At 49.2% G+C, this 26,229-nt stretch carries 26 protein-coding genes and 3 riboswitches; of the genes, 7 read left to right on the top strand and 19 right to left on the bottom strand.

What is annotated here, in order from left to right; genetic code table 11:
* Positions 1-8: 8 nt before the first annotated feature.
* Positions 9-647, top strand: a complete 639-nt coding sequence (locus KNQ07_RS06060; RefSeq protein WP_012371575.1) for a DUF4352 domain-containing protein — start codon at positions 9-11, stop codon at positions 645-647.
* A gap of 58 nt (positions 648-705) precedes the next feature.
* On the opposite strand, the gene KNQ07_RS06065 is transcribed toward KNQ07_RS06060, so the two are convergent.
* The 9 genes from KNQ07_RS06065 to KNQ07_RS06105 form a co-directional block, all read right to left on the bottom strand.
* Entirely contained in the window at positions 706-3,342 is a 2,637-nt protein-coding gene (locus tag KNQ07_RS06065; RefSeq protein WP_214765421.1) for a putative bifunctional diguanylate cyclase/phosphodiesterase, read from the bottom strand.
* 128 nt (positions 3,343-3,470) lie between these two features.
* On the bottom strand, positions 3,471-3,929 hold the full coding sequence (ribH, locus tag KNQ07_RS06070) for a 6,7-dimethyl-8-ribityllumazine synthase (RefSeq protein WP_012371577.1): 459 nt from the start codon (positions 3,927-3,929) through the stop codon (positions 3,471-3,473).
* A gap of 1 nt (position 3,930) precedes the next feature.
* Positions 3,931-5,115 carry a 3,4-dihydroxy-2-butanone-4-phosphate synthase gene (ribB, locus tag KNQ07_RS06075; protein WP_214765423.1) on the bottom strand — a complete coding sequence of 395 codons (1,185 nt, stop codon included), beginning with the start codon at positions 5,113-5,115 and terminating at the stop codon, positions 3,931-3,933.
* Positions 5,112-5,741, bottom strand: coding sequence for a riboflavin synthase (ribE, locus tag KNQ07_RS06080; RefSeq protein ID WP_012371579.1), 630 nt, complete (start codon positions 5,739-5,741; stop codon positions 5,112-5,114). The genes ribB and ribE overlap by 4 nt, the downstream gene beginning before the upstream one ends.
* Positions 5,726-6,772 carry a bifunctional diaminohydroxyphosphoribosylaminopyrimidine deaminase/5-amino-6-(5-phosphoribosylamino)uracil reductase RibD gene (gene ribD, locus KNQ07_RS06085; protein WP_214765425.1) on the bottom strand — a complete coding sequence of 349 codons (1,047 nt, stop codon included), beginning with the start codon at positions 6,770-6,772 and terminating at the stop codon, positions 5,726-5,728. The genes ribE and ribD overlap by 16 nt, the downstream gene beginning before the upstream one ends.
* 155 nt (positions 6,773-6,927) lie before the next feature.
* Positions 6,928-7,072: riboswitch (FMN riboswitch) on the bottom strand.
* A gap of 156 nt (positions 7,073-7,228) precedes the next feature.
* A complete protein-coding gene (locus KNQ07_RS06090) occupies positions 7,229-8,440 on the bottom strand; it encodes a M20 family metallopeptidase (RefSeq protein ID WP_214765427.1) in 1,212 nt (403 codons plus the stop codon).
* A gap of 27 nt (positions 8,441-8,467) precedes the next feature.
* Positions 8,468-9,289, bottom strand: coding sequence for a MetQ/NlpA family ABC transporter substrate-binding protein (locus KNQ07_RS06095; protein WP_034770134.1), 822 nt, complete (start codon positions 9,287-9,289; stop codon positions 8,468-8,470).
* A gap of 36 nt (positions 9,290-9,325) precedes the next feature.
* Positions 9,326-9,976 carry a methionine ABC transporter permease gene (locus tag KNQ07_RS06100; protein ID WP_214765429.1) on the bottom strand — a complete coding sequence of 217 codons (651 nt, stop codon included), beginning with the start codon at positions 9,974-9,976 and terminating at the stop codon, positions 9,326-9,328.
* Positions 9,966-10,997, bottom strand: coding sequence for a methionine ABC transporter ATP-binding protein (locus tag KNQ07_RS06105; RefSeq protein WP_214765431.1), 1,032 nt, complete (start codon positions 10,995-10,997; stop codon positions 9,966-9,968). Before KNQ07_RS06105 ends, KNQ07_RS06100 begins: the two co-directional genes overlap by 11 nt.
* An 86-nt stretch (positions 10,998-11,083) precedes the next feature.
* A riboswitch (SAM riboswitch) is annotated at positions 11,084-11,187 on the bottom strand.
* A 249-nt stretch (positions 11,188-11,436) separates the two neighbouring features.
* A riboswitch (SAM riboswitch) is annotated at positions 11,437-11,540 on the top strand.
* Positions 11,541-11,602: 62 nt separating this feature from the next.
* Between KNQ07_RS06105 and KNQ07_RS06110 the strand changes: the two genes are divergently transcribed.
* Positions 11,603-12,361: an alpha/beta hydrolase gene (locus tag KNQ07_RS06110; protein WP_251139488.1), complete on the top strand. Its 759-nt coding sequence runs from the start codon at positions 11,603-11,605 to the stop codon at positions 12,359-12,361.
* Positions 12,362-12,424: 63 nt separating this feature from the next.
* Here the strand turns inward: KNQ07_RS06110 and KNQ07_RS06115 are convergent, their stop codons facing one another.
* On the bottom strand, positions 12,425-13,045 hold the full coding sequence (locus tag KNQ07_RS06115) for a thymidine kinase (RefSeq protein WP_012371586.1): 621 nt from the start codon (positions 13,043-13,045) through the stop codon (positions 12,425-12,427).
* 177 nt (positions 13,046-13,222) lie between these two features.
* On the opposite strand from KNQ07_RS06115, the gene KNQ07_RS06120 reads away from it, so the two are divergent.
* The gene (locus KNQ07_RS06120) at positions 13,223-13,873 is read left to right on the top strand and encodes a DedA family protein (protein WP_012371587.1); all 651 of its coding nucleotides are present in this window, start codon (positions 13,223-13,225) and stop codon (positions 13,871-13,873) included.
* A 35-nt stretch (positions 13,874-13,908) separates the two neighbouring features.
* Here KNQ07_RS06120 and KNQ07_RS06125 read toward each other — a convergent pair whose 3' ends face one another.
* Together KNQ07_RS06125 and rho are read right to left on the bottom strand one after the other, a co-directional pair.
* Complete coding sequence (locus tag KNQ07_RS06125) at positions 13,909-14,154, bottom strand: type B 50S ribosomal protein L31 (RefSeq protein WP_012371588.1); 246 nt, start codon at positions 14,152-14,154, stop codon at positions 13,909-13,911.
* A 97-nt stretch (positions 14,155-14,251) separates the two neighbouring features.
* Positions 14,252-15,616 carry a transcription termination factor Rho gene (gene rho / locus KNQ07_RS06130; RefSeq protein WP_012371589.1) on the bottom strand — a complete coding sequence of 455 codons (1,365 nt, stop codon included), beginning with the start codon at positions 15,614-15,616 and terminating at the stop codon, positions 14,252-14,254.
* Between the two features lie 361 nt (positions 15,617-15,977).
* On the opposite strand from rho, the gene KNQ07_RS06135 reads away from it, so the two are divergent.
* Positions 15,978-16,661, top strand: coding sequence for a C40 family peptidase (locus tag KNQ07_RS06135; protein ID WP_012371590.1), 684 nt, complete (start codon positions 15,978-15,980; stop codon positions 16,659-16,661).
* A 72-nt stretch (positions 16,662-16,733) separates the two neighbouring features.
* Entirely contained in the window at positions 16,734-17,504 is a 771-nt protein-coding gene (locus tag KNQ07_RS06140; RefSeq protein WP_214765435.1) for an SDR family NAD(P)-dependent oxidoreductase, read from the top strand.
* 595 nt (positions 17,505-18,099) lie between these two features.
* On the opposite strand, the gene glpX is transcribed toward KNQ07_RS06140, so the two are convergent.
* From glpX to KNQ07_RS06165, 5 genes are all read right to left on the bottom strand, one after another.
* Positions 18,100-19,065: a class II fructose-bisphosphatase gene (gene glpX, locus KNQ07_RS06145; RefSeq protein WP_214765437.1), complete on the bottom strand. Its 966-nt coding sequence runs from the start codon at positions 19,063-19,065 to the stop codon at positions 18,100-18,102.
* 31 nt (positions 19,066-19,096) lie between these two features.
* Positions 19,097-20,344, bottom strand: coding sequence for a UDP-N-acetylglucosamine 1-carboxyvinyltransferase (gene murA / locus KNQ07_RS06150; protein ID WP_012371593.1), 1,248 nt, complete (start codon positions 20,342-20,344; stop codon positions 19,097-19,099).
* Between the two features lie 27 nt (positions 20,345-20,371).
* A complete protein-coding gene (fsa, locus tag KNQ07_RS06155; protein ID WP_012371594.1) occupies positions 20,372-21,019 on the bottom strand; it encodes a fructose-6-phosphate aldolase in 648 nt (215 codons plus the stop codon).
* 164 nt (positions 21,020-21,183) lie between these two features.
* The gene (gene fba, locus KNQ07_RS06160; RefSeq protein WP_012371595.1) at positions 21,184-22,038 is read right to left on the bottom strand and encodes a class II fructose-1,6-bisphosphate aldolase; all 855 of its coding nucleotides are present in this window, start codon (positions 22,036-22,038) and stop codon (positions 21,184-21,186) included.
* A 132-nt stretch (positions 22,039-22,170) separates the two neighbouring features.
* Positions 22,171-22,545, bottom strand: a complete 375-nt coding sequence (locus KNQ07_RS06165) for a response regulator (protein ID WP_214765439.1) — start codon at positions 22,543-22,545, stop codon at positions 22,171-22,173.
* Between the two features lie 93 nt (positions 22,546-22,638).
* Between KNQ07_RS06165 and KNQ07_RS06170 the strand changes: the two genes are divergently transcribed.
* Positions 22,639-23,148, top strand: coding sequence for a DUF2529 family protein (locus tag KNQ07_RS06170; RefSeq protein ID WP_214765441.1), 510 nt, complete (start codon positions 22,639-22,641; stop codon positions 23,146-23,148).
* A 79-nt stretch (positions 23,149-23,227) separates the two neighbouring features.
* On the opposite strand, the gene KNQ07_RS06175 is transcribed toward KNQ07_RS06170, so the two are convergent.
* Together KNQ07_RS06175 and rpoE are read right to left on the bottom strand one after the other, a co-directional pair.
* The gene (locus tag KNQ07_RS06175; protein WP_012371598.1) at positions 23,228-24,823 is read right to left on the bottom strand and encodes a CTP synthase; all 1,596 of its coding nucleotides are present in this window, start codon (positions 24,821-24,823) and stop codon (positions 23,228-23,230) included.
* 254 nt (positions 24,824-25,077) lie between these two features.
* Positions 25,078-25,602 carry a DNA-directed RNA polymerase subunit delta gene (gene rpoE / locus KNQ07_RS06180; RefSeq protein WP_012371599.1) on the bottom strand — a complete coding sequence of 175 codons (525 nt, stop codon included), beginning with the start codon at positions 25,600-25,602 and terminating at the stop codon, positions 25,078-25,080.
* A gap of 170 nt (positions 25,603-25,772) precedes the next feature.
* Here rpoE and KNQ07_RS06185 point away from each other — a divergent pair, with 170 nt between their 5' ends.
* Positions 25,773-26,222 carry a GNAT family N-acetyltransferase gene (locus KNQ07_RS06185; protein ID WP_012371600.1) on the top strand — a complete coding sequence of 150 codons (450 nt, stop codon included), beginning with the start codon at positions 25,773-25,775 and terminating at the stop codon, positions 26,220-26,222.
* Positions 26,223-26,229: the final 7 nt, after the last annotated feature.

A 26,229-nucleotide genomic window follows, 5' to 3' on the forward strand; every position in this document is an offset into this window, starting at 1 on the left:
AGTCTTTCATGAAACAATTAGTTGTTCTCCTGACGCTCGGAACGATTCTTTCCGGTTGCGGGAATCCGGTCCAAGAGGCAAAACAACCGGTGTCCCTTCCAAAACAGGAGCAGGTATCGATTGAAAAAACAGCCGCTTACGTCCCGAATCCGCAATTACCGGATGACCGGAAACTGACGAAAGTCGACGCATCAATTGCCGATGACAAAGGTGAATTGACATTAAAACAGTTTGTCCGTCCGGATGTAACACGTACGATCGGACCGATCAGGATGAAAGTCGAAGAAGTCAAAGTATTCCATGCCCGTCCGAGTTACGGGATGATTGACTTCTTTCACGGCTTCACCCATGACGAATCCTTTGATCTCGTCAAGACACGGGTAACGATTACGAATACGGGTAATGAGCCGGTCACATTTAATCCCGTCGCTCACTTTAAACTCGATACCAAGATCGAGAAGACGATCGAGGATGATATCTATCTTGAGTCGCTCGCTGCAACCTATGCTCCGGATGAAACACGGAGCGGAAACTTCGGATTCATCCTCGAACAACCGCTCTCCTACGTCGACTGGTTGACGAGTGACGTCCTGAGTACGAAACGTGATGTCCTTGGAAAAGGTTCGTCCCTTTCTTTGCGCTTATAATGCTAAAAGACCAAAAGACGATCCCTTCCTGTTTTACCGGAAAGGATCGTCTTCTTTTTTAGTAAAGAGCCGGGATTTGTTCTGCCGGCATCGGCCGGCCAAAGTAATACCCTTGCATCCGCGAGCATTCCAACCGGTTCAGGACGTTGACCTGTTCAAGTGTTTCGACACCTTCGGCGATGACTTCAAGATGAAGCGACTTCGCTAAGTGAATGATGGACGAAATCATCGAGTAACCGGTCGTTGCCGGCTGGATTTTTTCGACGAACTCACGCGGAATCTTTAATGTGTCGATCGGGAAATCCGCCAACCGCGATAAGGACGAGTAACCGGTTCCGAAATCATCAATCGAAATCGTGAAGCCGAGGTCCTTCAGACGATTCATCGTCAAGACGGTCTCTTCGATGTCTTCAACGGCTGAGACTTCCGTGATTTCAAGATCAATCCGGGTCGGATCGACTTTTGTTTCTTCGACCAGCCGAATCAACGTCAGGACGAACGTCGGATGATGAAACTGTTGCATCGAAACATTGAGTCCGACTTTTAAGTTCAGACCGTCATCCTGCCACTGTTTTGCCTGTAAAAATCCTTCGCGCAAGACCCATTCCCCGAGCCGGATAATCATTCCGGCTTCTTCCGCCATCGGAATAAAATCGTTTGGTGTAATCATTCCGAGTTCCGGATGATTCCAGCGGATCAGTCCTTCAACGCCGACCATCTTGTACGTGACCGTATCGACTTGCGGCTGATAATGTAAAATCAACTGATTGGTTTCGATAGCAATCGGCAGCTCCGACTCGAGTCGCAAGCGGTAGGACGCTTTTTCGGCAATATCTTCAAAGAAGATAATAGATTTGCCGCCACCCGTTTTCGCCTGATACATCGCAAGATCGGCCTGCTTCAATAACGTCACGACATGTTTTTCCGACGTCCGCCGGCAGCTGACCGCTCCAATACTTGGATTGGAAATCAATTCGATTCCTTCAATCGCATACGTTCGTTTTAAATCATCCAGCAGACGGGCCGTACGGCATCTCGCCTGATCATCCGACGTGACATTCCGCAGGATGACAGTAAACTCGTCTCCTCCTTGCCGGGCAACGAGATCGTCCGGTTCGACGGCTTCTTGGAGGCGTTTTGCCACTTGAATCAGTAACTGATCCCCGACATGGTGACCAAACGAATCATTGACGAGTTTAAAGTCGTCGAGATCAATGAAACAGAGGACGATCGTCTCATCGGCTTGTTCCGTTTCGATTAAATGGTGCAACACTTCTTCAAAGTAAGTCCGGTTGATGGCACCGGTCAAATGATCATAATAGGCAAGCCGGCGAATCTTTAATTCATTTTCCCTAATTGTCGTGATATCCTGACCAATCCCGTACATTCCGACGAACCGGTCCCGGACGCGAATCGGAATGTTGGTTACGTTCAGCAACACATCCGGACCGCCGGATTTTTGGAAAATAGTTTCAAATTGCTGTGCTGTCGCCTTGTCTGTCGACGTCTGTTGCCATGTCGTGAACTGACGATACGTTTTACCGACTAACTCTTCCGCATGCTGCTCCGTTAATTTTTCAAAAGACGGATTCGCGCTCTCAATCCGTCCTTTCAGATCAAGGGAATAGACGGCATCCGGATGGTACGTGAACAACGACTTGTAGCGTTCTTCACTGACTTCCAGCTCATCCGCCTTTTCATGAATTTCCTGAATCAGTTCCTGGTGACTTAAAATCATCAGAATCTGGCGGACTAAAATCAGAAGAATCGTGACAGCACAACCAATCATCAACCCGTTTAAGGCTTCGTCCCGACGCGCATAGAAAGCCATCGTCAAAAACAGCAGAATAACCAGTAAATACGGTAAAAATAACTTTCCGACCTGCACTTTTATCCGTTGTTTCGACTGTCTGTCTTCTTTTGAATCTACCGGACTAACGATATGCCCCGAGACACCGACCATCAGTAATCCAAGGATGAATAACGGGTCAATCAACCGGATCGCATTGTCTCCACTGACGGTCGTCATATAGACAAATAACGTGTCCGCTCCAACCTGAAGTAACAGTCCGGCAAATAGAAACTGAAACAAGCGCCGCCGTTCGTACCACTCTTTTTTCTCGAACAGATAATAAATACTGATCATACAAAATAACAAAACGATGTCGCACAACGGATAAGCAAAGGCTAACATCACCTCGGCGTTCGATGCGAACGGTGTATCAAACAACGGCCGGATCAGGAAATACCAACTGTACGTGACCGCCACCGTCATGACGATGGCAATATCAAAAATAAAGCTGAGCAACCGATTTTTCGTAACGTGCCGGTGAATTAAATGAATGAAGGCGATTAAAAAGAAAACAGACTGCAAAACATAAAAAATATCTGATACACCGGGAAACGGTACGTCGACTTGCAGGATGTTTTCATAGGTCAACCAGATGATTTCCGCAATCAGATAACTGCCAATCCCGCAGGCCAGGTACAGAAAAAACCGCCCTTCCTGCTGATTCGGATCTCGTTGCGCCCGAACCAACAGGATGGTCGCGAACAGACAGCCGAAAATCGAGAATAAGTTACTTCCCCAAGACACCCATTCTGATTGCTGATTAAAAACAAGGAGCCAAATATAATATCCCGCAATGAATCCGACGATTCCAGGCAGATAATACGATTTATTCACACCACCCATGGATTGTTCCCTCCCTTTGCGAACAGTCTTTCTCTTTTGATTAGGGATGATGTCAGCGAAGTCCTGCGCCATCAAGAAAAAAGAGACCTGTTCCGTGAAGAAACAGGTCTCAAGACTCAGTTATCTCATTAAATGGTGCGCAGTAAGTTGGCCATTTCAATCGCAGAAACCGCCGCTTCATATCCTTTGTTACCGGCTTTTGTTCCCGCCCGTTCGACAGCCTGCTCGATCGAATCCGTCGTCAGAACACCAAAGATAATCGGCACGCCTGTTTCCCGTGAGGCGCCGGCGACCCCTTTCGCGACTTCGTTGCAAACATAATCATAATGTGATGTCGCGCCGCGGATGACGGCCCCGAGTGTGATGACAGCGTCATAGTTCCCGCTTTTCGCAAGCTTTTCCGCGACGAGTGGAATCTCGAACGCTCCCGGTACCCACGCCGTGTCGACAGCGTCCGCCGCGACGCCGTGGCGACGGAACGCATCGTTCGCTCCACCGACTAATTTTGATGTGATCAATTCATTGAATCGTGCTGCGACGATCGCGACGCGCAGTCCTTCACCTGTTAAAAATCCTTCGAATACCATGTTAGTTTCCTCCTTGGATGTCGAGCAAATGCCCGAGTTTCGTTTGTTTCGTCTGCAGATACTGTTTGTTTTCCGGAACCGCCGCAATTTCAAGCGGAACCCGTTCAAGCACTGTGATCCCTTCGTTTTCCAACGCCTGCTGTTTTTCAGGATTATTTGTCATCAGACGGATTTTCGTGACTCCCAAATCGTGCAACATAGCGGCGGCAACGGAATAATTGCGTAAGTCTGTCGCATAGCCGAGCGCATGATTTGCTTCGACCGTATCGAGCCCCTGTTCCTGCAACTCATAGGCTTTCAGTTTTGCCATTAAACCGATGCCGCGTCCTTCCTGCCGCAAGTAAAGAACGGCTCCGCCTTCCTGACCAATCCGTTCCAGTGCCGCGTCGAGTTGCGGACCGCAATCACACCGTTTAGAACCGAAGACATCTCCCGTCAGACACTCGGAATGCAGCCGAACGAGCATCCCGTCTTCCGGCTCTCCTGATAAAACGGTCACATGCTCTTTTTGATCGGGCGTCGTATAACCGAGCATCCGGAATGCGCCATGCACCGCCGGAAGCAGGACGTCCGCTTCCCGTCGGACCGGACGTTCAAGATAGGCAACAAGCGCATCGATCGTAATCATCTTCAGCCCGTGGACTTCTTTATACGTCAGCAAATCATCCACACGGGCCATCGTTCCGTCCTCGAGAATAATTTCGCAAATGACGGCTGCTTCAGCACTTCCCGCAAGACGGGCCAAATCGACACCGGCTTCCGTATGACCGCGTCGTTCGCGAACGCCGCCCTCTTTTGCAATCAAGGGGAAGATATGACCGGGACGTTTGAATTGTTTAGGCCCGTCCGTCAGCATCCGTTGAATCGTCAAAGCACGTTCCGCGGCACTGATGCCGGTCTTCGCGTCTTCATGATCAATGCTGATCGTAAATGCCGTCCCGTGCGGATCGGTATTGACATCCGTCATCGGGTTCAGCTCAAGGCGTGCTGCAAGTTGCGGGCTGACCGGGACACAGACAAGTCCTTTCCCGTACGTGATCATAAAGTTGATCTGTTCCGGTGTCGCATGTTCCGCGAGGAGGATCAGATCTCCTTCATTTTCCCGATTTTCATCATCACAGACGATGATCGGACGTCCGTGTTTTAAGTCTTCCACCGCTTCTTCTACAAGATCAAATCCGTTCATCCTGCTCCGCCTCCTAAAAATGCCGACCAATCCGTCTTTTGTTCCTGCTGCGTAAAGTGATACAGATGTTTTGCCATTAAATCACACTCGATATTGACGAGCGATCCGCTTTGCAACCGGTCAAACGTCGTCACCTGCCGCGAATGCGGAATCAACGAGATGGTCAGACTGTTTGTCTCGATGTGCTGAATCGTCAGGCTCGTTCCGTTAATCGCAATCGAACCTTTCGGAATACAATACTTACGCCAGTCACCGGTCTCAAACCGGTATTCCATCGCTTCACCGTCCGGGCGCCGGCTTAAGAACCGAGCCGTTCCGTCGATATGTCCGCTGACGAAATGACCGCCAAACCGTCCGTCTGCCGGCATCGCCCGTTCGAGTTGAACCGGTGTGCCGACCCGTAAGGTCTGAAGAGACGTCGCCCGAATCGTTTCGTGCACGGCATCTGCCGTAAAAGCCGTCGAAGTCATCGCCGTGACCGTCAAACAAATCCCGTCAACCGCGATACTGTCACCGATTTTTGTTCCTTCGAGTACATGTCGCGCTTCAATTTCAAGCGCCAGACCATTCGGTCGCGGAACTTTTCGTTTGAGCGTTCCGACTTCTTCAATCAATCCTGTGAACATGATCCGTCTCCTTTCCGCGCGTAGCGCAGATGCACATCCTGCCCGATTGGTGCGACAGCCGTTAAGTCAAACCGGTCTTCGATTTCGACAGCACTTGCTAATCCCGGCATTCCCTTTAGAACGGATGGCGCTTGATAGACCTCAAGACGGTCGACAAGGTCGGCTTCTAAAAACGCCGACTGAATCGTCGGTCCGCCTTCAATCAATACACTGCGAATGCCTTGTGCATAGAGCGTCTCTAAAATCTGCTCCGGCGTCGCATACGTGCCGACGAGAACCGTGACGTTCGATTGAGCGGAGACACGCGGTTGTTCCGTCAGCCAGTATGTCGTATTGAGGCCGTCGCGGAAAATTTGGGCCGTTTCCGGCAAACGTCCGCGCCGGTCGACGACGATCCGGATCGGTTCCGGTCCTGCTTCCGTCCGTAATGTCAACGCGGGATCATCGACCAATACCGTCTCACTTCCGACGAGAATGGCATCGTGTGTCGCCCGCAGCTCACGTCCAGCTTCTCGTGCTGCAAGTGACGTGATAAAGCGTTGTTCACCTGTCGTGACGATTCCGTTTAAACTTTGTGCGACTTTGACGGTGACGTTAGGGCGGTTACGCTTGAGACTTTGCCAAAACGGTGTATAAAAGCGAACGGCTTCGTCTTCGAGCAGTCCGACTTCGACCGTCAGTCCCGCGTCGCGCAGGCGCTTGATGCCTTGTCCGGCGACGATCGCATGACGGTCTTCGGTCGCGACGAACACCCGCTTGATGCCGGCAGCTAAAATCGCTTCCGTACAGGGGGGTGTCTTTCCATGATGGTTACACGGCTCGAGCGTCACGTAGAGATCGGCACCACGCGCCGCCTCTCCTGCCATGTTTAACGCTTCGACTTCCGCATGCGGCCCACCCGCAAACCGGTGGGCGCCGAAGCCAAGCACTTTTCCATGTTTCGTAATGACACAACCGACACTCGGATTCGGACTGGTTTGTCCGTCTAACATCCGTGCCAATTGCATCGCCTGATGCATTCGATTATTCATATTTTCGCTCCTTTCAAAAGAAAAAACGCCGCTGCAGATGCAGGGCGTCATGATTGAAGGGTCACGAAAGAAACGTCTTGTTTTCTGTTAAAAGCATACAGAAATAGACCTTTTTCCGAACAGATTTTTTCAGAAAATGGTTTCAAGCACATTTTTTCGTTCTTCTCCCATCCGGACTTTACCGTCGGCCCTGGAATCACACCAAGTCAGCCATAGTGCGTACACTATGGGTCGCGGGCTCGTCGATTTAAAAATCGCATCACCGCCGGTTGGGATTTTCACCCTACCCCGAAGAACTGGTTATTCAGTTGTACAGGTCAAGACTAGCACAGGTTATTTTAAAATACAAAAAAGAATTTGTATTCTTTTTCGCGAGGCCGAAAAAAAAGTATGGATTCCCCGACCTGTCATCATGAAAAGATCCGGTGGGGAAGTCCATACTTCTATCTGTTCCGGTTACGCCAAGTATCCGTTTTTCCGGTCGTGAAACTCCTGTTTGACCGTGCCAAGCAACGAATCATCCGTCAGCAGACGTAATCCCGTCCGCGCCAGAATTTTGGCTCCCGTAATCAAAGCTTCGTCGCCCTGTTCCGATTTTGCCGCCTCCCGGAAACTTTCGGTATGGGCAACTAAGTCGTCTACGCCAATCTTGATGTACGGATGGATCGTCGGCAGGACTTGACTGATATTTCCGGCATCGGTCGAGCCGAGTCCCGGTCGTTCATCGGTCTTGACATCTTCTCCAAGTGCCGTCGCTTCTTCCCGGAAAATCTCGTCAAACGTCCGGTTGAACAGGAGGTTATCGACCTCATTTTGGAAGGCAATGACCTCAAGCGTCGCTCCGGTCGCAAGGGCCGCCCCTTCGGCAACCGCTTTGACTTTCTTCGTCACCGCGTTCAGCCGTTCGCGTGTCGTCGCCCGGATAAAGAAGCGGGCCTTCGCGTACTCGGGAATGATGTTCGGCGCATCTCCGCCATCCGTAATGATGCCGTGAATCCGGATATCACTCGGCAACTGTTGCCGTAACGCGTTGATCCCGTTAAACAATTGAATGACGGCGTCAAGCGCATTGATTCCTTCTTCCGGTGAAGCCGCCGCGTGTGCCGGTTTGCCGGTGAAGGCAAAATCGAGCGGATCGACGGCAAGCGACGAACCGGTGATCCGGGTCTGTCCAGATGGATGAACCATCAAAGCCGCGTCAATCCCTGTCAGCAGATCATGTTTGACGAAACTGCCCTTCGCACTGCCGTTTGGTCCGCCCTCTTCCGCCGGTGTCCCGAGGACGACGACACTGCCGCCGACCTCATCGATGACCTTGCTGAGCGCAATCGCTGCCGCGACACTCGTCGTGCCGATGATGTTGTGCCCGCACGCATGACCAATCCCCGGTAACGCGTCATATTCAGCGAGAAAAGCGATCGTCGCTCCCGGTTTATCCGAAACTTTCCGGGCGAGGAATGCCGTCTCATGTCCCGCGACACCAAGTTCGACTGTAAATCCTTCCGCCGTCAGCCGTTCCGCATGATGACGTGACGCAAAATATTCCTCGTTCCCAATCTCGGGTGTCGCATGAATCCGGTGGCTTGTCTCGAGATACGACTCGCGTTTTTGTTCAATATCCTGTTCAATCGTTTGTGTCAGGTTTTCCCGTATCGTCTGAATCGTCATTTGGGTCACGCTCCTTTTGGTTTTTGGTTATTCTCCGATATCGCTGAGAGGGACGAACGTTGGAATCGTGCTGCCTTTGTACTCTTTTTTGATGAAGGCGGCGACGTCATCCTGCTGGTACAGCGAGGCGATTTTCTTGAGCGTCTTTTTATCTTTGTCTTCCGTCCGGGTCGCGATGATGTTGATGTAGGGTTTGGCCGTCTCGTTTTCATGGAGAATCGAATCCTTGATCGGGTTAAAGCCGGCATCGACGGCGATTCCATTATTGATGATCGAGGCTGAGACATCCGGCAGAACGCGTGGTGTCTGACCGGCCACGACCGGGACAATCTTCAGTTTTTTCGGATTCTCGACGATTTTATCGACGGAGCCGTTGCCGTCAAAGTCGTCAGGCAATTTAATCAAGCCGGCTTCCTGCAACAACAGCAATGCCCGACCCATGTTCGTCGCTTCGTTCGGAACGGCAATCTTTCCGCCAACCGGAATGTCTTTGACGTCCTTGACCTTATCCGAATAAATCCCCATCGGCGCGATGACCGTCGTCGCAATCGGCGACAGTTTTAACTTATGTTCTTTTTTGAAGGCGTTAAAGTAAGAGACCGTCTGGAAGGAGTTCGCATCAATCTCCCCTTCCGCCAGGGCGAGGTTCGGCTGGACGTAGTCGGAGAACTTGACGAGTTCAATCGTGATGCCCTCTTTCTTCGCTTTTTTCGCGACGTATTCCCAGACTTGTGTATCAGAACCGCTGACTCCGAGCTTGACCGTCTTTTGATCTTCTTCTCCGGAAGCGGCACATCCCGCAAACAATACCGTCGTTAATGCTGCACCAATCGCTAAACCTTTTTTCATCTTTCATCTCTCCCTTTTTTCTCTATTTGTAGTTGTTTAGTGTCTCCGAATTTTTCGTGCTAACAGATTGCCTGTCGTCTGTAACCCTTGAACCAAGATGACGAGAATTCCGACCGTGATGATCATGACCGTCGTATCAAACCGTTGGTAACCGTAAGTAATCGCCAAGTCACCAAGTCCACCGCCACCAATCGCCCCGGCCATTGCTGATGCGCCGATCAAACCAATCGTCGCAATCGTCAGGTTCAGAACAAGCGAGCTGAGCGCTTCCGGCAACAGAAAACGGAAAATCGTCTGCAACGGTGTCGCCCCCATCGCTTCCGCTGCCTCAAGGACACCGGTATCGACTTCAAGCAACGAACTTTCGATCAGGCGGGCAATGTACGGTGCCGCGTAAAAGACGAGCGGAACGATTGCCGCCTGTGTTCCGATTGACGATCCGACAATTAAACGGGTCAGCGGAATGATTGCCACGAGCAGAATGATGAACGGAACGGACCGGAAGATATTGACGATGCCGCTTAGGACATTGAAGAACGGAATTCGTTCGAGCAACGCTCCTTTGCGTGTCACGACAAGCAGAATCCCGAGCGGTAAACCAATCAATGTCGAAAAGAGTAATGACAGTCCAACCATCGTCAACGTCTGCAGAAAAGCAGTCCAGATGTCCGTGTAATTAACTAGCATCTGCGAGCACCTCCTCGACGATGACATCCGACTGATCGATATATTGTAATGCCCGCTTGATTTCCGTCGCGTCGCCAATCAGTTCAACAAGCAGACTGCCGAACGGAATGTTTTGCAGTTCCGTAATGCTGCCGTGCAGGATGTTGAGATCGACATCAAACCGTTTTGCGACCTGCGATAAGAGCGGTTGTCCCGTCCCTGCCCCGAGGAAGTTGATTTTGTAGATGTGATGGCCGGCATCCCGTTGATCGATGACTTTTTGAACCGAGGCCGGAATCTCATCCTGCATGACGGAGCGGACGAAGTTTTTCGCCGTTGCCGTCTGCGGGTTCGAGAAGACATCGAACACGGTCCCTGATTCAATCAGCTGACCGGCTTCAATGACGGCGACCCGGTCACAGATTTCACGGATGACCCCCATCTCATGGGTAATCAGTAAAATCGTAATGCCGTATTCCTGATTGATTTGTTTCAGCAGACGCAATATGTGTTGGGTCGTTTGCGGATCAAGAGCGGATGTCGCTTCGTCACATAACAGGACCGATGGCTGGGTGGCGAGTGCCCGGGCGATCCCGACCCGTTGTTTCTGTCCGCCTGATAGCTGATCCGGATAGTGATCAGCTTTATCCGCCAAGTCGACGAACTCCAGCAGTTCCGTGACCCGCCGCTCGACCTCATCTTTTTTGACACCTTTTAAGACGAGCGGTTTAGCGACGTTCGCAAATACTGTATTCGAATCCAGCAGGTTGAAGTGCTGAAAAATCATCCCGATGTGTTGCTTCGCCTCCCGTAACTGCTTCGCCGACAGTGTCGTCAAATCTTGTCCATCGACCGTCACACTGCCGGATGTCGGCCGTTCGAGCAGGTTGACGCAACGTAATAAGGAGCTTTTCCCGGCTCCACTGAAACCGATGACGCCGAAGATTTCGCCTTTTCGGATTTCGAGATCCACGCCATTCAGCGCAGCAATCGATTGATCATTTGTTTCATAGATTTTTTTTACATTTTTGAATGTAATCACCACTTTTTCCCCCTTCAAAATACAAAAAAGGTCTCTTCTTAAGAAACAAGAAGAGACCTGGATCCGCACAATGGCAGAATCCACTCGACTCATCTCTCAGACAATTGTCTGATGGAATTGGCACAGTGCTCATAATGAGTCTGTTGCCGAGGTTTCGTAGGGCCAGTCCCTCCACCTCTCTGGATAAGTGTTGCGGTATGAAATTCATATGTGTATTGTTGCCGGTTGAACTTATGTCGTAAAACTAATTTTTACACTACAGAAAGATCTTTTAAAGGTCAACCATATTTTCAAAAATAAACCATATGACCCATATCGATCAGCAACCCGGGACAGGACGGATTCCCGAAAGCTCTTCGACGCCGTATAAAGAGAGTTTGACAATCCCTTTCCGTCAATGCTATCATCTTCTCAATGATTAATCCGACAATTCCTATACGATATATCAAGAGTGGACGAGAGACCTGGCTCTAGGACTCCACGGCAACCTGCCGATCGGCAAGGTGCTCCGACCAGCAAAGCAATTGCTTTGGATGATACACACGAGAAACTCGTTTGCGTCCAAAGCCAAACGGGTTTTTATTTTTGAAATGGAGGACGAGATGATGAGTATGGTTTATCCTGTTATACCGGGTGCCGAAGCCTTTTCCTTAGGACGCGGATCCGTCGGCATTTTGCTCTGTCATGGTTTTAATGCAACGCCGCAAAGTGTTCGGGCTGTAGGAGAACAGTTCGCAGCACACGGTTTTTCCGTCCATGCGCCACGCCTGCACGGGCATGGGACGGATCTGCGAGAATTCGAAGCGGCGACGGCCGATGACTGGAAGCAGAGCGTCCGGGACGGCTTTGAACAATTGGCGGGACGATGCGAATCCGTCTTCATCGTCGGCCAATCGATGGGCGCGACACTTGCCCTGTCACTTGCCGCTGAAGGACTCCCGGTCGCAGGAATCATCACCATCAATGCCGCCTTGTCCGTCCCTGCCTACGAAGCCTTGTCGTTCACCGATTGTCCGGTCTATCTTCCGGAAAGTGTCCCTGATATCAAACAGTCGGCTTTTGAAATCATCTATGATCTTGTCCCCGCCGTCTGCGCTTCGGAACTGTTACGATTGATTGAGGAGACGCGACCACACCTCGCGACGATTCAAATTCCGACGCTTATTTTATATTCTGCCGAGGATCATGTCGTCCCACCGATCTGTTCGGATTATTTGTACCGGACGATTGGTGCAGCAGATAAGCGCAGTTACTGTCTGCTTGACTCCTACCACGTCGCAACGCTTGACCACGACCAAAAAACGATTGTCCGCGAAACGCTGCAGTTCGTCGAACAGTTCAGCCACTTGACACAGACCGGCTGAACCCCAAAAAAGCGAACGATTCTTCGGCCTGACTGCCGGGAATCGTTCGCTTTTTTGTATTGCTTAATTATGTTGTTGCTTTTTCCATTCCTGCAACGGTTGTGGTTTCCCCGGTACTTGGTGGCAATGGCGGCAACGTGGTTCATAGGACTCAGACGCCCCGACCAGAATGATCGGATCATTGTAGTTGGCCGGTTTTCCGTCAATCAATCGTTGGGTCCGCGATGCCGGATCGCCGCACGACAGACAAATCGCCTGTAATTTCGTCACGAATTCTGCGCGTGCCAATAATTCAGGCATCTTGCCGAATGGTTCTGCCCGAAAATCTTGATCGAGGCCTGCACAAATGACGCGTTTGCCATCTTGAGCCAGTGCTTCGATGACGGCGACAATCTCATCGTCAAAAAATTGAACTTCGTCAATTGCGACGATTTGCGTCTCTTCCGCCACTGCTGCATAGACATCACGGCTCGTCGCCATCGGAATCGCGATGACCGAATTGCCGACGTGCGACACGACGTGTTCCTCATGATACCGGTCATCGATTGCCGGCTTGAACACTTGAACCGGTAACTTTCCATACTGTGCCCGTCTGACACGACGGATCAGTTCTTCCGACTTGCCGGAAAACATACTTCCGCAAATCACTTCAATCCAACCATATTGATTGATCACATGCATCATCGTAAACACCGTCCTCTAAATTAGTCACTTTAACGAGTATAGCCCGAATCTAAATTGAGAAAAAGGATTGACTTCTAAAAATCAAAAACCCTTGCCAAATTCGCCACTTTCTTCATCTTCTCATTTCAACTGGTATGTATTTCCTGTACACTGAAAGAGAAGTTTCTTTGAAGGAAGGTGACTCCGATTCATCACATATTACACGAAGTCCTCCACCAATATGGAGCGTTCGGACTCGCAATTCTTCTGGCCGGTGGAATCGTCGGTCTTCCGGTTCCGGACGAGACGTTACTCGTCATGTCAGGATTTTGGATGCATCACGGTGATTTACCGCTCGTCGGAACGATTCTTGCCGCCTATGCCGGCAGTTGCATCGGTATGACGATCAGCTACGTGCTCGGTTTGAAGCTCGGAATGCCGTTACTGCATCGAATGGCTCCGAAATTACGGATTTCTGAAAAACATATCTTTAAAGCCGAAGCCGGATTTTTACGTTACGGAAAAACCGTCCTAATCATCGGTTACTACATACCGGGTCTTCGGCAGTTGTCCGCCTTTTTTGCCGGTGTCTCGAAAATGCCGTTCCGGATCTTCGCCACCTATGCGTATACAGGTGCTCTCATTTGGATCAGTGTTTTTTTAGGAGCCGGATATTTTTTAGGGCGTCATTTTTCCTTCAGTCTACTGCTCGAACATTTCGCGAACAATCCGGATACACTCCCTTACCTGGTCGGTGCTGCGGGTGCAATCGGTCTGTCCTTCGTTCTGAAGACGTACCTGACGTACCGTGCCAAATTCAGCCTATACAAAAACAGCCTGCTCCAGTGAAGGAGACAGGCTGTTTTTTAATACTGAAGTCGCAATTACTTGCGGCCGTATTTTTTGTTGAAGCGATCGACACGACCGTCTGCAGCGTTGAACTTTTGACGACCAGTGTAGAATGGGTGCGAGTCCGAAGACACATCCACACGGATGAGTGGGTACTCGTTTCCATCTTCCCAAGTGATTGTCTCGTTCGAAGAACGTGTAGAACCAGTCAAGAATTTGTACTCAGTAGTTGAGTCCATAAATACAACTTTGTTGTAGTTTGGGTGAATTCCTTGTTTCATGGTTGTTTTCTCTCCTTCCGCCCTGGTTCATTTGCTGAGCCAGAGTAAGTTACCTTCCTATACTAAACGATTTTTTCATGCCCCGCAATACCTATTTTCAAGTCGTTGTGTCGGTTTTCGTCACACGTGGCTTCACAGGCGCACGCCGGACGGGTTTCTTCTTTTCTTTCTCCAGTTCGACGAAAAATTCTTCGTTATTTTTTGTATCCCGGATCTTGCGTAAGAAGCTGTCGACGAACTCATTGGACTCGTTCATCGTCCGGCGGATCGTCCATAAGGCATCCAGTTGCTCCTTCGGTAACAGCAACTCTTCTTTCCGTGTTCCGGATTTCCGGATATCGATGGCCGGGAAAATCCGGCGCTCGGATAATTTCCGGTCCAGATGCAGTTCCATGTTTCCAGTTCCTTTAAACTCTTCATAGATGACATCATCCATCCGTGAACCGGTTTCGACGAGTGCCGTCGCGAGAATCGTCAGACTGCCGCCGTGTTCGATATTCCGGGCTGCACCGAAAAAGCGTTTTGGTTTGTGGAAGGCTGCCGGGTCAATCCCCCCGGACAACGTCCGTCCGCTTTGCGGAACCGTTAAGTTGTAAGCACGCGTCAAACGTGTAATCGAATCCATTAAAATAACGACATCTTTTTTATGCTCGACGAGACGCATCGCCCGCTCCAACACAAGTTCCGAAATCCGAACGTGGTTGTCCGGTGTTTCGTCAAACGTTGAGCTGACGACATCCGCTCCAGGGACAGAACGTTCGATGTCCGTCACTTCTTCCGGCCGTTCGTCAATCAACAGAATAATCAATTCAACATCCGGATGATTCACCTGGATTGAATTGGCGATTTCTTTTAATAGAGAAGTCTTACCTGCTTTTGGCGGCGCGACAATCAAACCGCGTTGGCCAAATCCGACCGGGGCAATCATATCCATCACCCGGACCGACAAATGACGCGGTTCTGTCTCAAGACGCATCAGGCGATCCGGATAGATTGGTGTCAATGCCGGGAAGAACAGACGGTTCCGGGCTGTATCCGGCGCTTCTCCATTGACGGCTTCCACACTTAATAAGCCTTGGAACCGTTCATTTTCTTTTGGCGGACGAACTTTCCCAGTCACGACGTCTCCGTTACGGAGATTAAAGCGGCGGATTTGTGAAGCGGCGATATAGATGTCTTCAGAGGATTGCGAGTAGTTGATAGGACGAAGGAAGCCGAAGCCGCCGTCATTTTGCATTTGTGGGTTTCCGGGGATGACTTCGAGTACCCCCTCGAGGAAATAAAGACCGGTGGATTCTGCCTGCGCTTTAAGAATCTTGAACATCAATTCGCGCTTACGAGCCTCACGGTACTGCGGTACGTTTTTTGTTTTAGCGATCTCATATAAATCTTTTAATGTCAGGTTACTGAGTTGAGCAAGTGTATAGGAACGTTCTGGTTTGTCAGTTTTTTCAGTTGGCATATGCATTCACCTATTCTTCGTATAAATTCAGGAGCAAAGGATGTTTTCTTCATGGTGCAAAAGATCATGTTGTAGATTCTTCGTGAATTAAAGGTATCACATTTCATCCATTTCGTCGTGATTTAAGAAATGGGAATTTCTTCTTTGTAATATTCGAGTATATTATTGCAATTATGTTACAAAAACGTCATGTTTTGTAGCGGAACTGAAAAAACGTTTTCATGTATCCGCATGCTAAGATAATCGTGCAGAGAAAAACTTACACAGTTGTAAGGCATACTGCTTAAACAAACACTTAATGAGATACATCATATAACTCGGTTTTCAAAACTACTTTAAAATGACATGGAGGATTTCACATATGAAACGTTTTCTAGCATCGGTCGCGACAGCAGCATTAGTGGTTTCAGGATTTGCATCAGTGGGAACAGGTAAGGTTGAAGCAGCTTCTACAGTAACTAAAGTTAAGATCACAGACAGCGGATTACGTGTTCGTACGGGCCCTTCTACAAAAGCAAGCATCGTTGGTAAAGTAAACGCAGGCCAAACATTTACATACAAAGGTAAATCAGGCAGCTGGACTAAAATTTCATACGGTGGGAAAACACGTTACGTTTCGACACAGTATACGAAAACATATAAGTCTTCTACTTCAACGGCTAAAAAATCAACAACTTCATCTTCAACACGTACACGCCTTCTCAGCGAAGCAGCAAAACATAAAGGAACTCCTTATGTATGGGGCGGAACGACAACTCGTGGATTTGACTGCTCTGGTTTCACAAGCTACGTCTACAAAAAAGCAGCAGGCAAAACATTGCCACGTACGTCTTCTTCACAATATGCTTCTTCTAGAAAAGTAAGTGTTTCAAACGTTCAACCTGGAGATCTTGTTTTCTTCTCACACGGTAGCGGCATTCAGCACGTCGGTATGGCAACAAGCAAAACAAGCATGGTTAACTCAGAAACAGGCGGCGTTAAATACTCTAGCTTCAAATCAGGTTACTGGGGTTCACGCCTTGTCGGCGCGGGTTCATACCTATAATTGAAATTACCAAGCGGTTGAGCATCGGCTCGATCGCTTTTTTTCTACCCGATTATCTAAGGAGGACATGTCATGAACGTATTAATCACCGGCGCATCTGCCGGAATCGGTCGCGAACTGGCTTATCTGCATGCGGAACAGGGAGATCATCTGTTACTGGTCGGACGGAACGCCGAACAACTTTTCGAAACGAAACACTTTGTCGAACAACGCGGTGGATCTGCCGTCGTGCTTCCATATGATATCGGGCAATCGCTTCAAATTAAAGCCCTGTTACGTGCGACAGAGAACACTCCGGTCGATATTTTAATCAACAATGCCGGGTTTGGTCTGTACGGGGAATTCATCGAGACGGATTTAGCACGCGAACTCAATATGATTGACGTCAATATCCGGGCACTGACACATTTGACGAAAGCTTTTGCCCGGCGAATGAAAATACAGGGTGGCGGACGGATCATTCAGATTGCTTCGACCTCGTCTTTTCACGGCGGTCCTTTGATGAGCGTCTATTATGCGACAAAAGCGTACGTCCTCAGTTTCTCGGAAGCTTTGGCAGACGAGCTCGCCCCTTACAATATTCAGGTGACAGCTGTTTGTCCGGGAGCGACGCATACGGATTTTGCCAAAACGGCCGATCTTGCAGCGTCCGGATTGTTCAAGCGCCCCGGCATCATGGACGCATCAACCGTCGCGCAACTCTCGTTCACCGGATACATGAAGGGAAAAACGCTTGTCATCCCCGGTCGCAGCAATGCGGTGTATGTCTTCATGACCCGTTTCTTCTCCCGCCGGAAACTCGTTCAGATGACACATCAGTTGCAGGCTCCGGCCAATCATTAATAGAGTTTCTTGCGACAAACAGTTCCGGCATACAATAATCAAACAAGGTTGACTCAAACAGAGATCCCTCGTCTTTTCACGCCCTTTCCTCAGGCGTGACACAAGCCAGCCTGCCTCATCCAGGCAGGAAACCGGGTCTTGTTTGTCTCTGACAGCGCAAGCTCGCTGCTTTTTCTTGTAGAAGTGGCGTGAAGCAAGTGATCCCTGTTTAAACGGAATGAGGGTGGCAGAATAATAATCTGCCACCCTCATCTTTGTAAAGACTGACGTTTGAGTCAGCTCTGTTTTCTCGGACAGGGAAGTTCAATGCACCACCAAGCATTTCAAACGAAATCTTTTACTCTCTGCATGCAAAAAAGGGAGGTGGATTTTCGAATTTACGAAAATCCATCTCCCTTGTGCAATACATCATCGATTTAAAAAGAATGACGTTCTTCACTCGACTCCTACGGGAAAAGCGCGGTGTTCCGCGCTGTCAGAGACAAACAAGACCCGACTACTTGTCCATTTGGACAAAGTAGGCGCGGCTTGTGTCTCGCCCGAGGAAAGCGGGTGAAGAAAACGTAGATTCTTTTGGATAAGCTTGCAATGCCGATTACTTAATAACGAGCTTTGGTTTTTTCTTGAACGAATGAATCCCTTCGACAAAACGAACCGTTCCCGATTTCGCCCGCATGACGACAGAGTGTGTTTGACCGCCTTGCGCGCTAAATTGAACACCTTTCATCAACTCACTGTCCGTGACACCGGTTGCTGCGAAGATGCAGTCATCTCCCGTGACAAGATCATCCATCATAAGGATTTTCGACGGATCTTCGATGCCCATCTTCTTGCATCGTGCGACTTCTGCTTCATCCGCCGGTAAGAGACGGCCTTGAAGTTCTCCGCCGAGACATTTTAAGGCAACGGCTGCAAGAACACCTTCCGGCGCCCCGCCTGAACCGAGCAGAATATCAATCCCGGTGTGCGGGAAAGCTGTATTGATGGCTGCCGCGACATCTCCGTCACCAATCAAACGAATCCGGGCCCCTGTTGCGCGAATACGTTGAATGATTTCTTCATGGCGTTCCCGGTCAAGAATCGAGACGACGACGTCTTCGATTTCTTTGTTTTTCGCTTTTGCGACTGCAGCGATGTTTTCTTCGATTGTCGCATCTAAGCTGATATGTCCTGCTGCTTCCGGTCCGACCGCAATTTTATCCATGTACATATCCGGTGCGTGTAACAAATCACCGGCATCTGCGACTGCAAGAACTGCGAGTGCACCCCATGTTCCTTTGGCGACGATGTTCGTCCCCTCAAGCGGATCAACTGCGACATCAAGACGCGGTCCGTATCCATTTCCGAGTTTCTCACCGATATACAGCATCGGTGCCTCATCCATTTCCCCTTCGCCGATGACGACTGTTCCTTTCATCGGGATCGTATCAAATACATCACGCATGGCGCTGGTTGCTGCATCATCCGCCTCGTTTTTCAAGCCCTTCCCCATCCAGCGTGCCGAAGCCAGTGCTGCTGCCTCTGTTACGCGTACGAGTTCCATTGATAAACTTCTCTCCATGTGTATAATCCCCTCTCCCTAACTGAAAACCTTAAACCGTTTCGCGCCAAACAAGAGCGCCGAGTCCTTTTAACTTCTCGTCAAACCGTTCGTAGCTTTGATCAAGTACTTCTGCATGGTGTAATAACGTTTCACCGGAAGCAAGCATTCCACTTAATACGAGTGCCGCGGCACCACGTGGATCATGGGCTTCAATTTCAGTACCGCGCAATGCTTCACCGCCGCGGATGATGATTGAAGCGTCTTCGTGGGTAATCCGTGCATTCAGGCGCCGCATTTCCTGGACATGCCGGAAACGTTGCGGATACAGCTTGTCGACGACGACACTTGCGCCTTTGGGTTTCAACAGGACAGCCGAAATGACCGGTTGCAGATCACTCGGAAATCCTCCGTAATGAAAGACACGAATATCAATCGGTTTCGCCATATCGATGGACGCTGTGACCGAATCATCCGCCAACTCGATTTTAGCCCCGAACCGTTCCAACTTTTGAATGATGCTTTCAAGATGTAACGGAATGACGTTATCAACCGTCACGCGGCCGAGGACGGCTCCCATTGCCAGGAACGTCCCTGCTTCCATCCGATCCGGAATTAACGTATGACGGCATCCTTGAAGCGTCTCGACGCCTTTGATTCGAATCTCATCGGTCCCTGCACCTTTGACACTCGCACCCATGTTCGTCAACATCGTACTCACGTCGATGACTTCCGGATCACACGCTGCATTTTCAATGACCGTCGTTCCTTCCGCCATGACAGCGACCAGCAAGGCACTAATAGTCGCACCGAATGAAGGAAGGTCCAGATAAATCCGGTTTCCCTTCAACTCTTCGACGTTCATGTAGTAAACCCCTTGTTCATTTCGCATCTCGACACCGAGTCGTTCCAGTGCCTTGATGTGTAAATCAATCGGTCGAGGACCGATGGCATAACCACCGGGCAGACCGACGACCCCCTGTTTGAATCGCGCCGCGAGAACACTCATCAGGTAAATGGATCCACGTAATTTCCGTGTATCCGTCCCGGTGAGCGGCATCGGTTCGACATGACTCGGGTCAATCGTCACCATATCGCCTTGACGTGTTACGACGGCTCCAAGCATCTCAATGATTTGGATCATCGTCGCGACATCGCCAATGTCCGGTACCCCCTCAAGAATGACCTGTTGATTGGTCAGCAGTGCTGCCGCGAGACACGGAATCGCACTCTGTTTCGATCCACTGATCATGACGGTTCCTTCAAGACGTTGTTGTCCTACGATATGCAAAATGTCCACATTCCATCAACCTTTCTCTACAATCTGTTATTGCTGCGCTTTTTCCCAGTCAGCCAGGAAACGTTCGATTCCCTGCGTCGTTAACGGGTGTTGCGTCAGTGATTCAATGACATTAAGCGGAATCGTCGCAATGTCTGCTCCAGCGAGCGCCGCATTCGTGACGTGAACCGGATTACGAACAGAAGCCGCGATGATTTGTGTCGGAATATCATGAATGACGAAGATTTGGGCAATCGTTTCGACAAGCCCCATTCCGTCTTGCCCGATATCATCCAGACGACCGAGGAACGGCGATACGTATGTCGCGCCGGCACGTGCCGCAAGCAAGGCCTGGTTCGGATTGAAGATCAACGTGACGTTCGTCGTGATGTTTTCTTTTGAAAGTGCTGCAACAGCCTCAAGTCCTGCCGGTGTCATCGGAACCTTTACCGTAATGTTCGGTGCAATCTGAGCAAGTTCCTTCCCTTCCCGAATCATTCCTTCTGCATCGAGGGCAATGACTTCAGCGCTGACTGAGACGTCTCCGACGATCTCACAGATTTCGCGCAGTCGTGTATGGAAATCGACGCCTTCTTTTGCGACGAGTGACGGGTTTGTCGTAACCCCATCTAAAATCCCCATTTTATGTGCTTTTTTAATATCCTCTACGTTTGCTGTGTCGATAAAAAATCTCATCTCTCTCTTTCCCCTTTCATCCCTTAAAGTATCCCTTGAAATCGCTTACTCCTCCATTATAAATTTTTTCGGTGAGAAGTCCTAACGTTTTCCAAAACAATCTGCTGATTTAGATGAAAAAAAGCACGATAGACGAGTGTCTACCGTGCTTTAGGCATGGAAAATTAAGCTTTGTTGCTTGAACCGAACTCACGCATCTTACCGATGACAGTTTGTTTGATTGCTTCGCGACCTGGTGCGATGAATACGCGTGGGTCATATGCTTCTGGTTTCTCAGCCAAGACTTCACGAACCACTTTCGCGAACGAAATTTGGTTTTCCGTGTTGACGTTGATTTTCGAAGTACCAAGCGAAATTGCTTTTTCGATATCGTGTGTCGGGATTCCTGTTCCACCGTGAAGAACGAGTGGAAGGTTTGTTGCGTTACGGATTTCTTCCATTTCAGTGAAACCAAGGTTTGGTTCACCTTTGTATGGTCCGTGAACAGAACCGAGTGCAGGAGCAAGCGTGTCGATACCAGTTTCTTTGACGATACGAACGCAGTCGTCAAGTTTCGCGTACATGACATCACCGATGACGTCGTCTTCTTGTCCGCCAACTGTACCAACTTCCGCTTCTACTGAAACACCTTTCGAATGTGCATACTCAACAACAGCTTTTGTTGTTTCGATGTTTGTGTCGATCGGGCTATGTGAATCGTCGATCATTACAGATGTAAATCCAGCGTCGATCGCTTCTTTACATTTTTCAACGCTCGAACCGTGGTCGAGGTGGATTGCAACAGGAACTGTTACTTTCATGTCGTGAACGAGACCTTCTACCATTTTAACAACAGTGTAGAATCCGCCCATGTGACGTGCTGCACCTTCAGATACTCCAAGAATAACTGGTGACTGCTCTTCTTGAGCTGCACCGAGTACTGCTTGAGTCCACTCGAGGTTGTTGATGTTGAATTGACCTACTGCGTACTTACCTTCGAGAGCTTTGTTTAACATGTCTGTCATAGATACTAATGGCATAATGACATCCTCCTCTGTTTTGATCGCTACTTACACGTAAACGTGCATTTTCAGACTGATTATAACACACTGATTCACCGGAACGTACAGCATTTCACTCCGAATTTAGGATTGTGACGACGACGTGAAGGATTAACCGCTTACATCGTTCGAAATTTGCACAGTCACTTCTTTTTTTAATTCAAAGATGTCGAACGGTTTGCCGAAGAAGGCAACGACACCGAGTCGTTTCGCTTCATCCATCGCTTCTTTTTCGTCTAAAGCGGTCATCAGAATCGTGCGGATCCGTCGTCCGACCTCATCCTGATGACGCAGGACTTCAAGACCGGTCCGCCCCGGCATGTTGACATCCATCAATAACAAATCGTATTCCGTCTCCTTGAGCCGTTCAATCGTCTCAAGACCATCGACGGCGACATCGGTCGTATATCCTTGCGCCCGAAACAATTGTGCCAGTAAATTCCGAATCCCCGGTTCATCTTCCGCGATGAGTAATCTTCCTTTCATCTCCCACACTCCTCCTCTAGTTATTTCCATTCTACATGAAAGCAAAACTTGCTATATACTGTGTGTGAGAGAAATTTAGAAAGGATGTTAGAAATGCTGAAAATTTTAGCGACACAATTCAACGGAAAACTACAAACGCTTACAAAACAGGAAGACGAATTATTCGATGTCGTCCGTCTGCTTGCGCAGGCACTCGTCGGTCAAGGAAAAGTCTATCTCGATGCCTACGGCGAGTTTGAAGGACTGTATCCGATGCTGTCCGACGGTCCGGACCAGATGAAGCGTGTCACGAAAATTAAGGATCATAAAACGTTGCATGCCGTCGACCGGGTGTTGATTTTCACACCGGATACGGAACGGTCCGATCTACTCGCGTCACTTGCCCGCTATGATGCATGGCATACGCCGTATTCAATCATCACACTTGGTGATGTGACGGAAACACTCGAACGGTCGTTTGCACCGCTCGCTCTGAAATTCGATAAAGGATTGCTTCCGGCTGAGGACGGTTCCCGTCATGGTTTGCCGAGTCTGGCACTGTGTGCCTTCCTGTTGACGCATATTTTGACACAGTTACAAGAGATGACGGAAGAGTGGGAATGACGCTTTTCTTCTATAGTAATAAACTAAACAACCCTGTCTCCGATTTGGAAACAGGGTTGTTGGTCATTCACTTTAATTCTTACTCACCAAGTGATGCCTGGATGAAGTCATGGAACAAGGCTTGCGGACGTTCCGGACGCGAAATCAATTCCGGGTGGAACTGACAAGCGACGAACCATTTGTGTTCCGGGATTTCGATGATTTCAACGAGACGGCCATCCGGGCTCGTACCAGAGAAGATCATGCCGTTCGCTTCGAACTGTTCACGGAATTCGTTGCCGAACTCATAACGGTGACGGTGACGTTCGTAAACGAGTTCACTCGAATAAGCAGCACGCGCTTTTGAACCGTCTTCAAGCTTACACGGATACAGACCAAGACGAAGTGTTCCGCCGAGATCTTCGATGTCTTTTTGTTCCGGCAACAAATCGATGATCGGATACGGTGTCGCCGGATCGATTTCCGCCGAGTGGGCACCTTCAAGATTCAAGACGTTACGGGCGAACTCAACTGTCGCCAGTTGCATACCGAGGCAAATTCCGAAGAACGGGACGTTGTTTTCACGGGCAAAACGTGTCGCTTCGATTTTCCCTTCGATTCCACGTTCTCCGAATCCGCCCGGGACAAGGATTCCATTTGCTGAACCGAGTAATTCCTGAACGTTGTCACGCGTGACGTCTTCTGCATTGATCCAGTCGATTTCGATGTCGCTGTTAAAGGCGAAACCGGCGTGTTTCAAAGCTTCTGCAACCGAGATGTACGCATCACGGAGTTCGACATATTTCCCGACGAGAGCGATTTTCGTTTTCTTCTCGAGGTGTGTCACGGTGTGGACAAGTTGCTTCCAAGCAGTCATGTCAGCAGCCGGTGTATCGAATTTGAAGTAGTCACAGACGAGTTGGTCCATGCCTTGACGTTGCAGATTAAGCGGCACTTCGTAAAGTGTCGACGCATCTTTTGCTTCAATGACCGCTTCCGGACGTGTGTCACAGAAGAGGGCAATTTTATCTTTCATTTCTTGCGGTACATCATGTTCTGCACGAAGAACGATGATATCCGGCTGAATCCCGTAGCTGCGGAGTTCTTTAACACTGTGTTGTGTCGGTTTCGTCTTCAGCTCGCCTGCAGCGGCAAGATACGGAACGAGTGTACAGTGAACGTACATGACGTTTTCTTTCCCAATATCGTTTTTCACCTGACGAATGGCTTCGATGAACGGAAGCGATTCGATATCCCCTACTGTTCCACCAATCTCTGTGATGACGACATCTGCGCCCGTTTCTTTTCCGGCACGGAAGACACGGTCTTTGATTTCATTCGTGATGTGCGGAATGACCTGAACCGTTCCACCGTTGTAATCCCCGCGACGTTCTTTTTTCAGAACCGTCGAGTAGATCCGGCCGGATGTCACGTTTGCATTTTGGCTGAGGTTAATGTCGATGAACCGTTCGTAGTGACCAAGGTCAAGGTCCGTTTCAGCACCGTCATCCGTGACGAACACTTCGCCGTGCTGGTACGGGCTCATCGTTCCCGGGTCGATGTTGATGTACGGGTCGAATTTTTGGATCGTGACGTTCAGGCCACGGTTTTTCAAGAGACGAGCGAGTGATGCTGCCGTGATCCCTTTACCGAGCGAAGATACTACCCCACCGGTTACGAAAATATACTTTGTCATGATTAAATTGCTCCCTTCTCGAGTCCAGAAATCTGTCAGAGGTCGTTAAAAAATAAAAAAGCAAAAGTGCCCCCATTCACAGGAGACACTTTTGCTGAAATTAAGCACGTTGCTTAAAGAAGCCCATGACTAACTTACGTCATTCCGAAAACTTCGTCAAGCAGATTTTTTAAAGACAAAAATCACACGTACCTGTGTCAGCCGTCAACGAAAAAACTACCATTTTCATGTTCAAAAATGGCAGGTTGCGGTTGTTAAACTTCTTCGTCATCTTCCTCGAAATCTTCGAGGTCTTCTTCATCCAAATCGTCTTCGAGGTCATCAATGACCGCAACTTTTTTGAATGTATCTTCTTCGCTGTCATCTGCTGCATCATAATCAGCAGTTTTCGCGAATGTATCGAGATCATCTTCGATTGTCTCGAACTCATCTTCTTCTGCATCGTAGTTAAACTCTTCTTCGAACTCATCGAGTTCACCGCGTTGACGCGCTTCGATGACCAAGTCCTCGTCCGATTTATCGAACGGATACCATGCACGAAGCGACCAACGGTTAGCTCCGACGTTAACGAAGTTTCCGTCGATGTTCATGTCCGTATAGAGTTGGGCAAGTTTCTCGAACTTATCCTCTTCATTTTTAAACGTATGATATTTTTCGATTTCTTTTGTGATGTCATCGAAAGTAATAGGCTGTTCGCCCGCTTCTTGCAGCATTTCATTGACGAAGTTAATCAGTGAAAGATCAGTAATTTCTTCTTTACTTAAACGGCTGAGGCTCATTGTGACGGCCACTTCCTTTCATTTGCGTTCAATCCATTACTTCTCATTATACGCAAAAGGGCTTTTAAAAATCCAGTCTCTCGTAAAAAAAGATTCATCGAAAAAGAAAATTGGGTTTTTGAGGGGCCTGAAAAAGGAATAATCCAAGAGAAAAGAAGGAGGAATCACGGATGGATGTGACAATTGAACGGGTAAACGACTTTGATGGATACAACTGGCTTCCGTTGCTCGCTAAAAGTTCGCAGGAAGGATTCCAACTCGTCGAGCGAATGTTACGCAACCGCCGGGAGGAATCGTTTCAAGAAGACGGGGAAGCGATGTTCGTCGCCCTGTCGACAACCAATCAAGTCCTCGCGTGCGGCGGATATATGAAACAATCCGGTCAAGCCCGAACCGGCCGGATCCGTCATGTCTATGTCTTGCCGGAAGCCCGGTCACATGGAATCGGGACGGCATTGCTTGAAAAAATCATGTCTGAAGCCTTTTTGACGTATGACCGACTCGTCTTATACAGCGAACAGGCCGATCCGTTTTATCAAGGTCTCGGATTTCAACTCGTTTCCGGTGAAAAAATCACGCACACTTTGGATAAAACCGCTTTTGCCGACTCAAACCGATGAATTGACA

It is taken from the genome of Exiguobacterium sp. s145 (assembly GCF_018618835.1).
GTDB classification, from domain to species: domain Bacteria; phylum Bacillota; class Bacilli; order Exiguobacteriales; family Exiguobacteriaceae; genus Exiguobacterium_A; species Exiguobacterium_A artemiae.

Coding starts and splice junctions, on each gene's coding strand:
- KNQ07_RS06060 (WP_012371575.1), top strand. CDS start 9: ATGAAACAATTAGTTGTTCTCCTGACGCTCGGAACGATTCTTTCCGGT.
- KNQ07_RS06065 (WP_214765421.1), bottom strand. CDS start 3,342: ATGGGTGGTGTGAATAAATCGTATTATCTGCCTGGAATCGTCGGATTC.
- ribH (WP_012371577.1), bottom strand. CDS start 3,929: ATGGTATTCGAAGGATTTTTAACAGGTGAAGGACTGCGCGTCGCGATC.
- ribB (WP_214765423.1), bottom strand. CDS start 5,115: ATGAACGGATTTGATCTTGTAGAAGAAGCGGTGGAAGACTTAAAACAC.
- ribE (WP_012371579.1), bottom strand. CDS start 5,741: ATGTTCACAGGATTGATTGAAGAAGTCGGAACGCTCAAACGAAAAGTT.
- ribD (WP_214765425.1), bottom strand. CDS start 6,772: ATGAATAATCGAATGCATCAGGCGATGCAATTGGCACGGATGTTAGAC.
- KNQ07_RS06090 (WP_214765427.1), bottom strand. CDS start 8,440: ATGACGATTCAGACGATACGGGAAAACCTGACACAAACGATTGAACAG.
- KNQ07_RS06095 (WP_034770134.1), bottom strand. CDS start 9,289: ATGAAAAAAGGTTTAGCGATTGGTGCAGCATTAACGACGGTATTGTTT.
- KNQ07_RS06100 (WP_214765429.1), bottom strand. CDS start 9,976: ATGCTAGTTAATTACACGGACATCTGGACTGCTTTTCTGCAGACGTTG.
- KNQ07_RS06110 (WP_251139488.1), top strand. CDS start 11,603: ATGAGTATGGTTTATCCTGTTATACCGGGTGCCGAAGCCTTTTCCTTA.
- KNQ07_RS06115 (WP_012371586.1), bottom strand. CDS start 13,045: ATGATGCATGTGATCAATCAATATGGTTGGATTGAAGTGATTTGCGGA.
- KNQ07_RS06125 (WP_012371588.1), bottom strand. CDS start 14,154: ATGAAACAAGGAATTCACCCAAACTACAACAAAGTTGTATTTATGGAC.
- rho (WP_012371589.1), bottom strand. CDS start 15,616: ATGCCAACTGAAAAAACTGACAAACCAGAACGTTCCTATACACTTGCT.
- KNQ07_RS06135 (WP_012371590.1), top strand. CDS start 15,978: ATGAAACGTTTTCTAGCATCGGTCGCGACAGCAGCATTAGTGGTTTCA.
- KNQ07_RS06140 (WP_214765435.1), top strand. CDS start 16,734: ATGAACGTATTAATCACCGGCGCATCTGCCGGAATCGGTCGCGAACTG.
- glpX (WP_214765437.1), bottom strand. CDS start 19,065: ATGGAGAGAAGTTTATCAATGGAACTCGTACGCGTAACAGAGGCAGCA.
- fsa (WP_012371594.1), bottom strand. CDS start 21,019: ATGAGATTTTTTATCGACACAGCAAACGTAGAGGATATTAAAAAAGCA.
- fba (WP_012371595.1), bottom strand. CDS start 22,038: ATGCCATTAGTATCTATGACAGACATGTTAAACAAAGCTCTCGAAGGT.
- KNQ07_RS06165 (WP_214765439.1), bottom strand. CDS start 22,545: ATGAAAGGAAGATTACTCATCGCGGAAGATGAACCGGGGATTCGGAAT.
- KNQ07_RS06170 (WP_214765441.1), top strand. CDS start 22,639: ATGCTGAAAATTTTAGCGACACAATTCAACGGAAAACTACAAACGCTT.
- KNQ07_RS06175 (WP_012371598.1), bottom strand. CDS start 24,823: ATGACAAAGTATATTTTCGTAACCGGTGGGGTAGTATCTTCGCTCGGT.
- rpoE (WP_012371599.1), bottom strand. CDS start 25,602: ATGAGCCTCAGCCGTTTAAGTAAAGAAGAAATTACTGATCTTTCACTG.
- KNQ07_RS06185 (WP_012371600.1), top strand. CDS start 25,773: ATGGATGTGACAATTGAACGGGTAAACGACTTTGATGGATACAACTGG.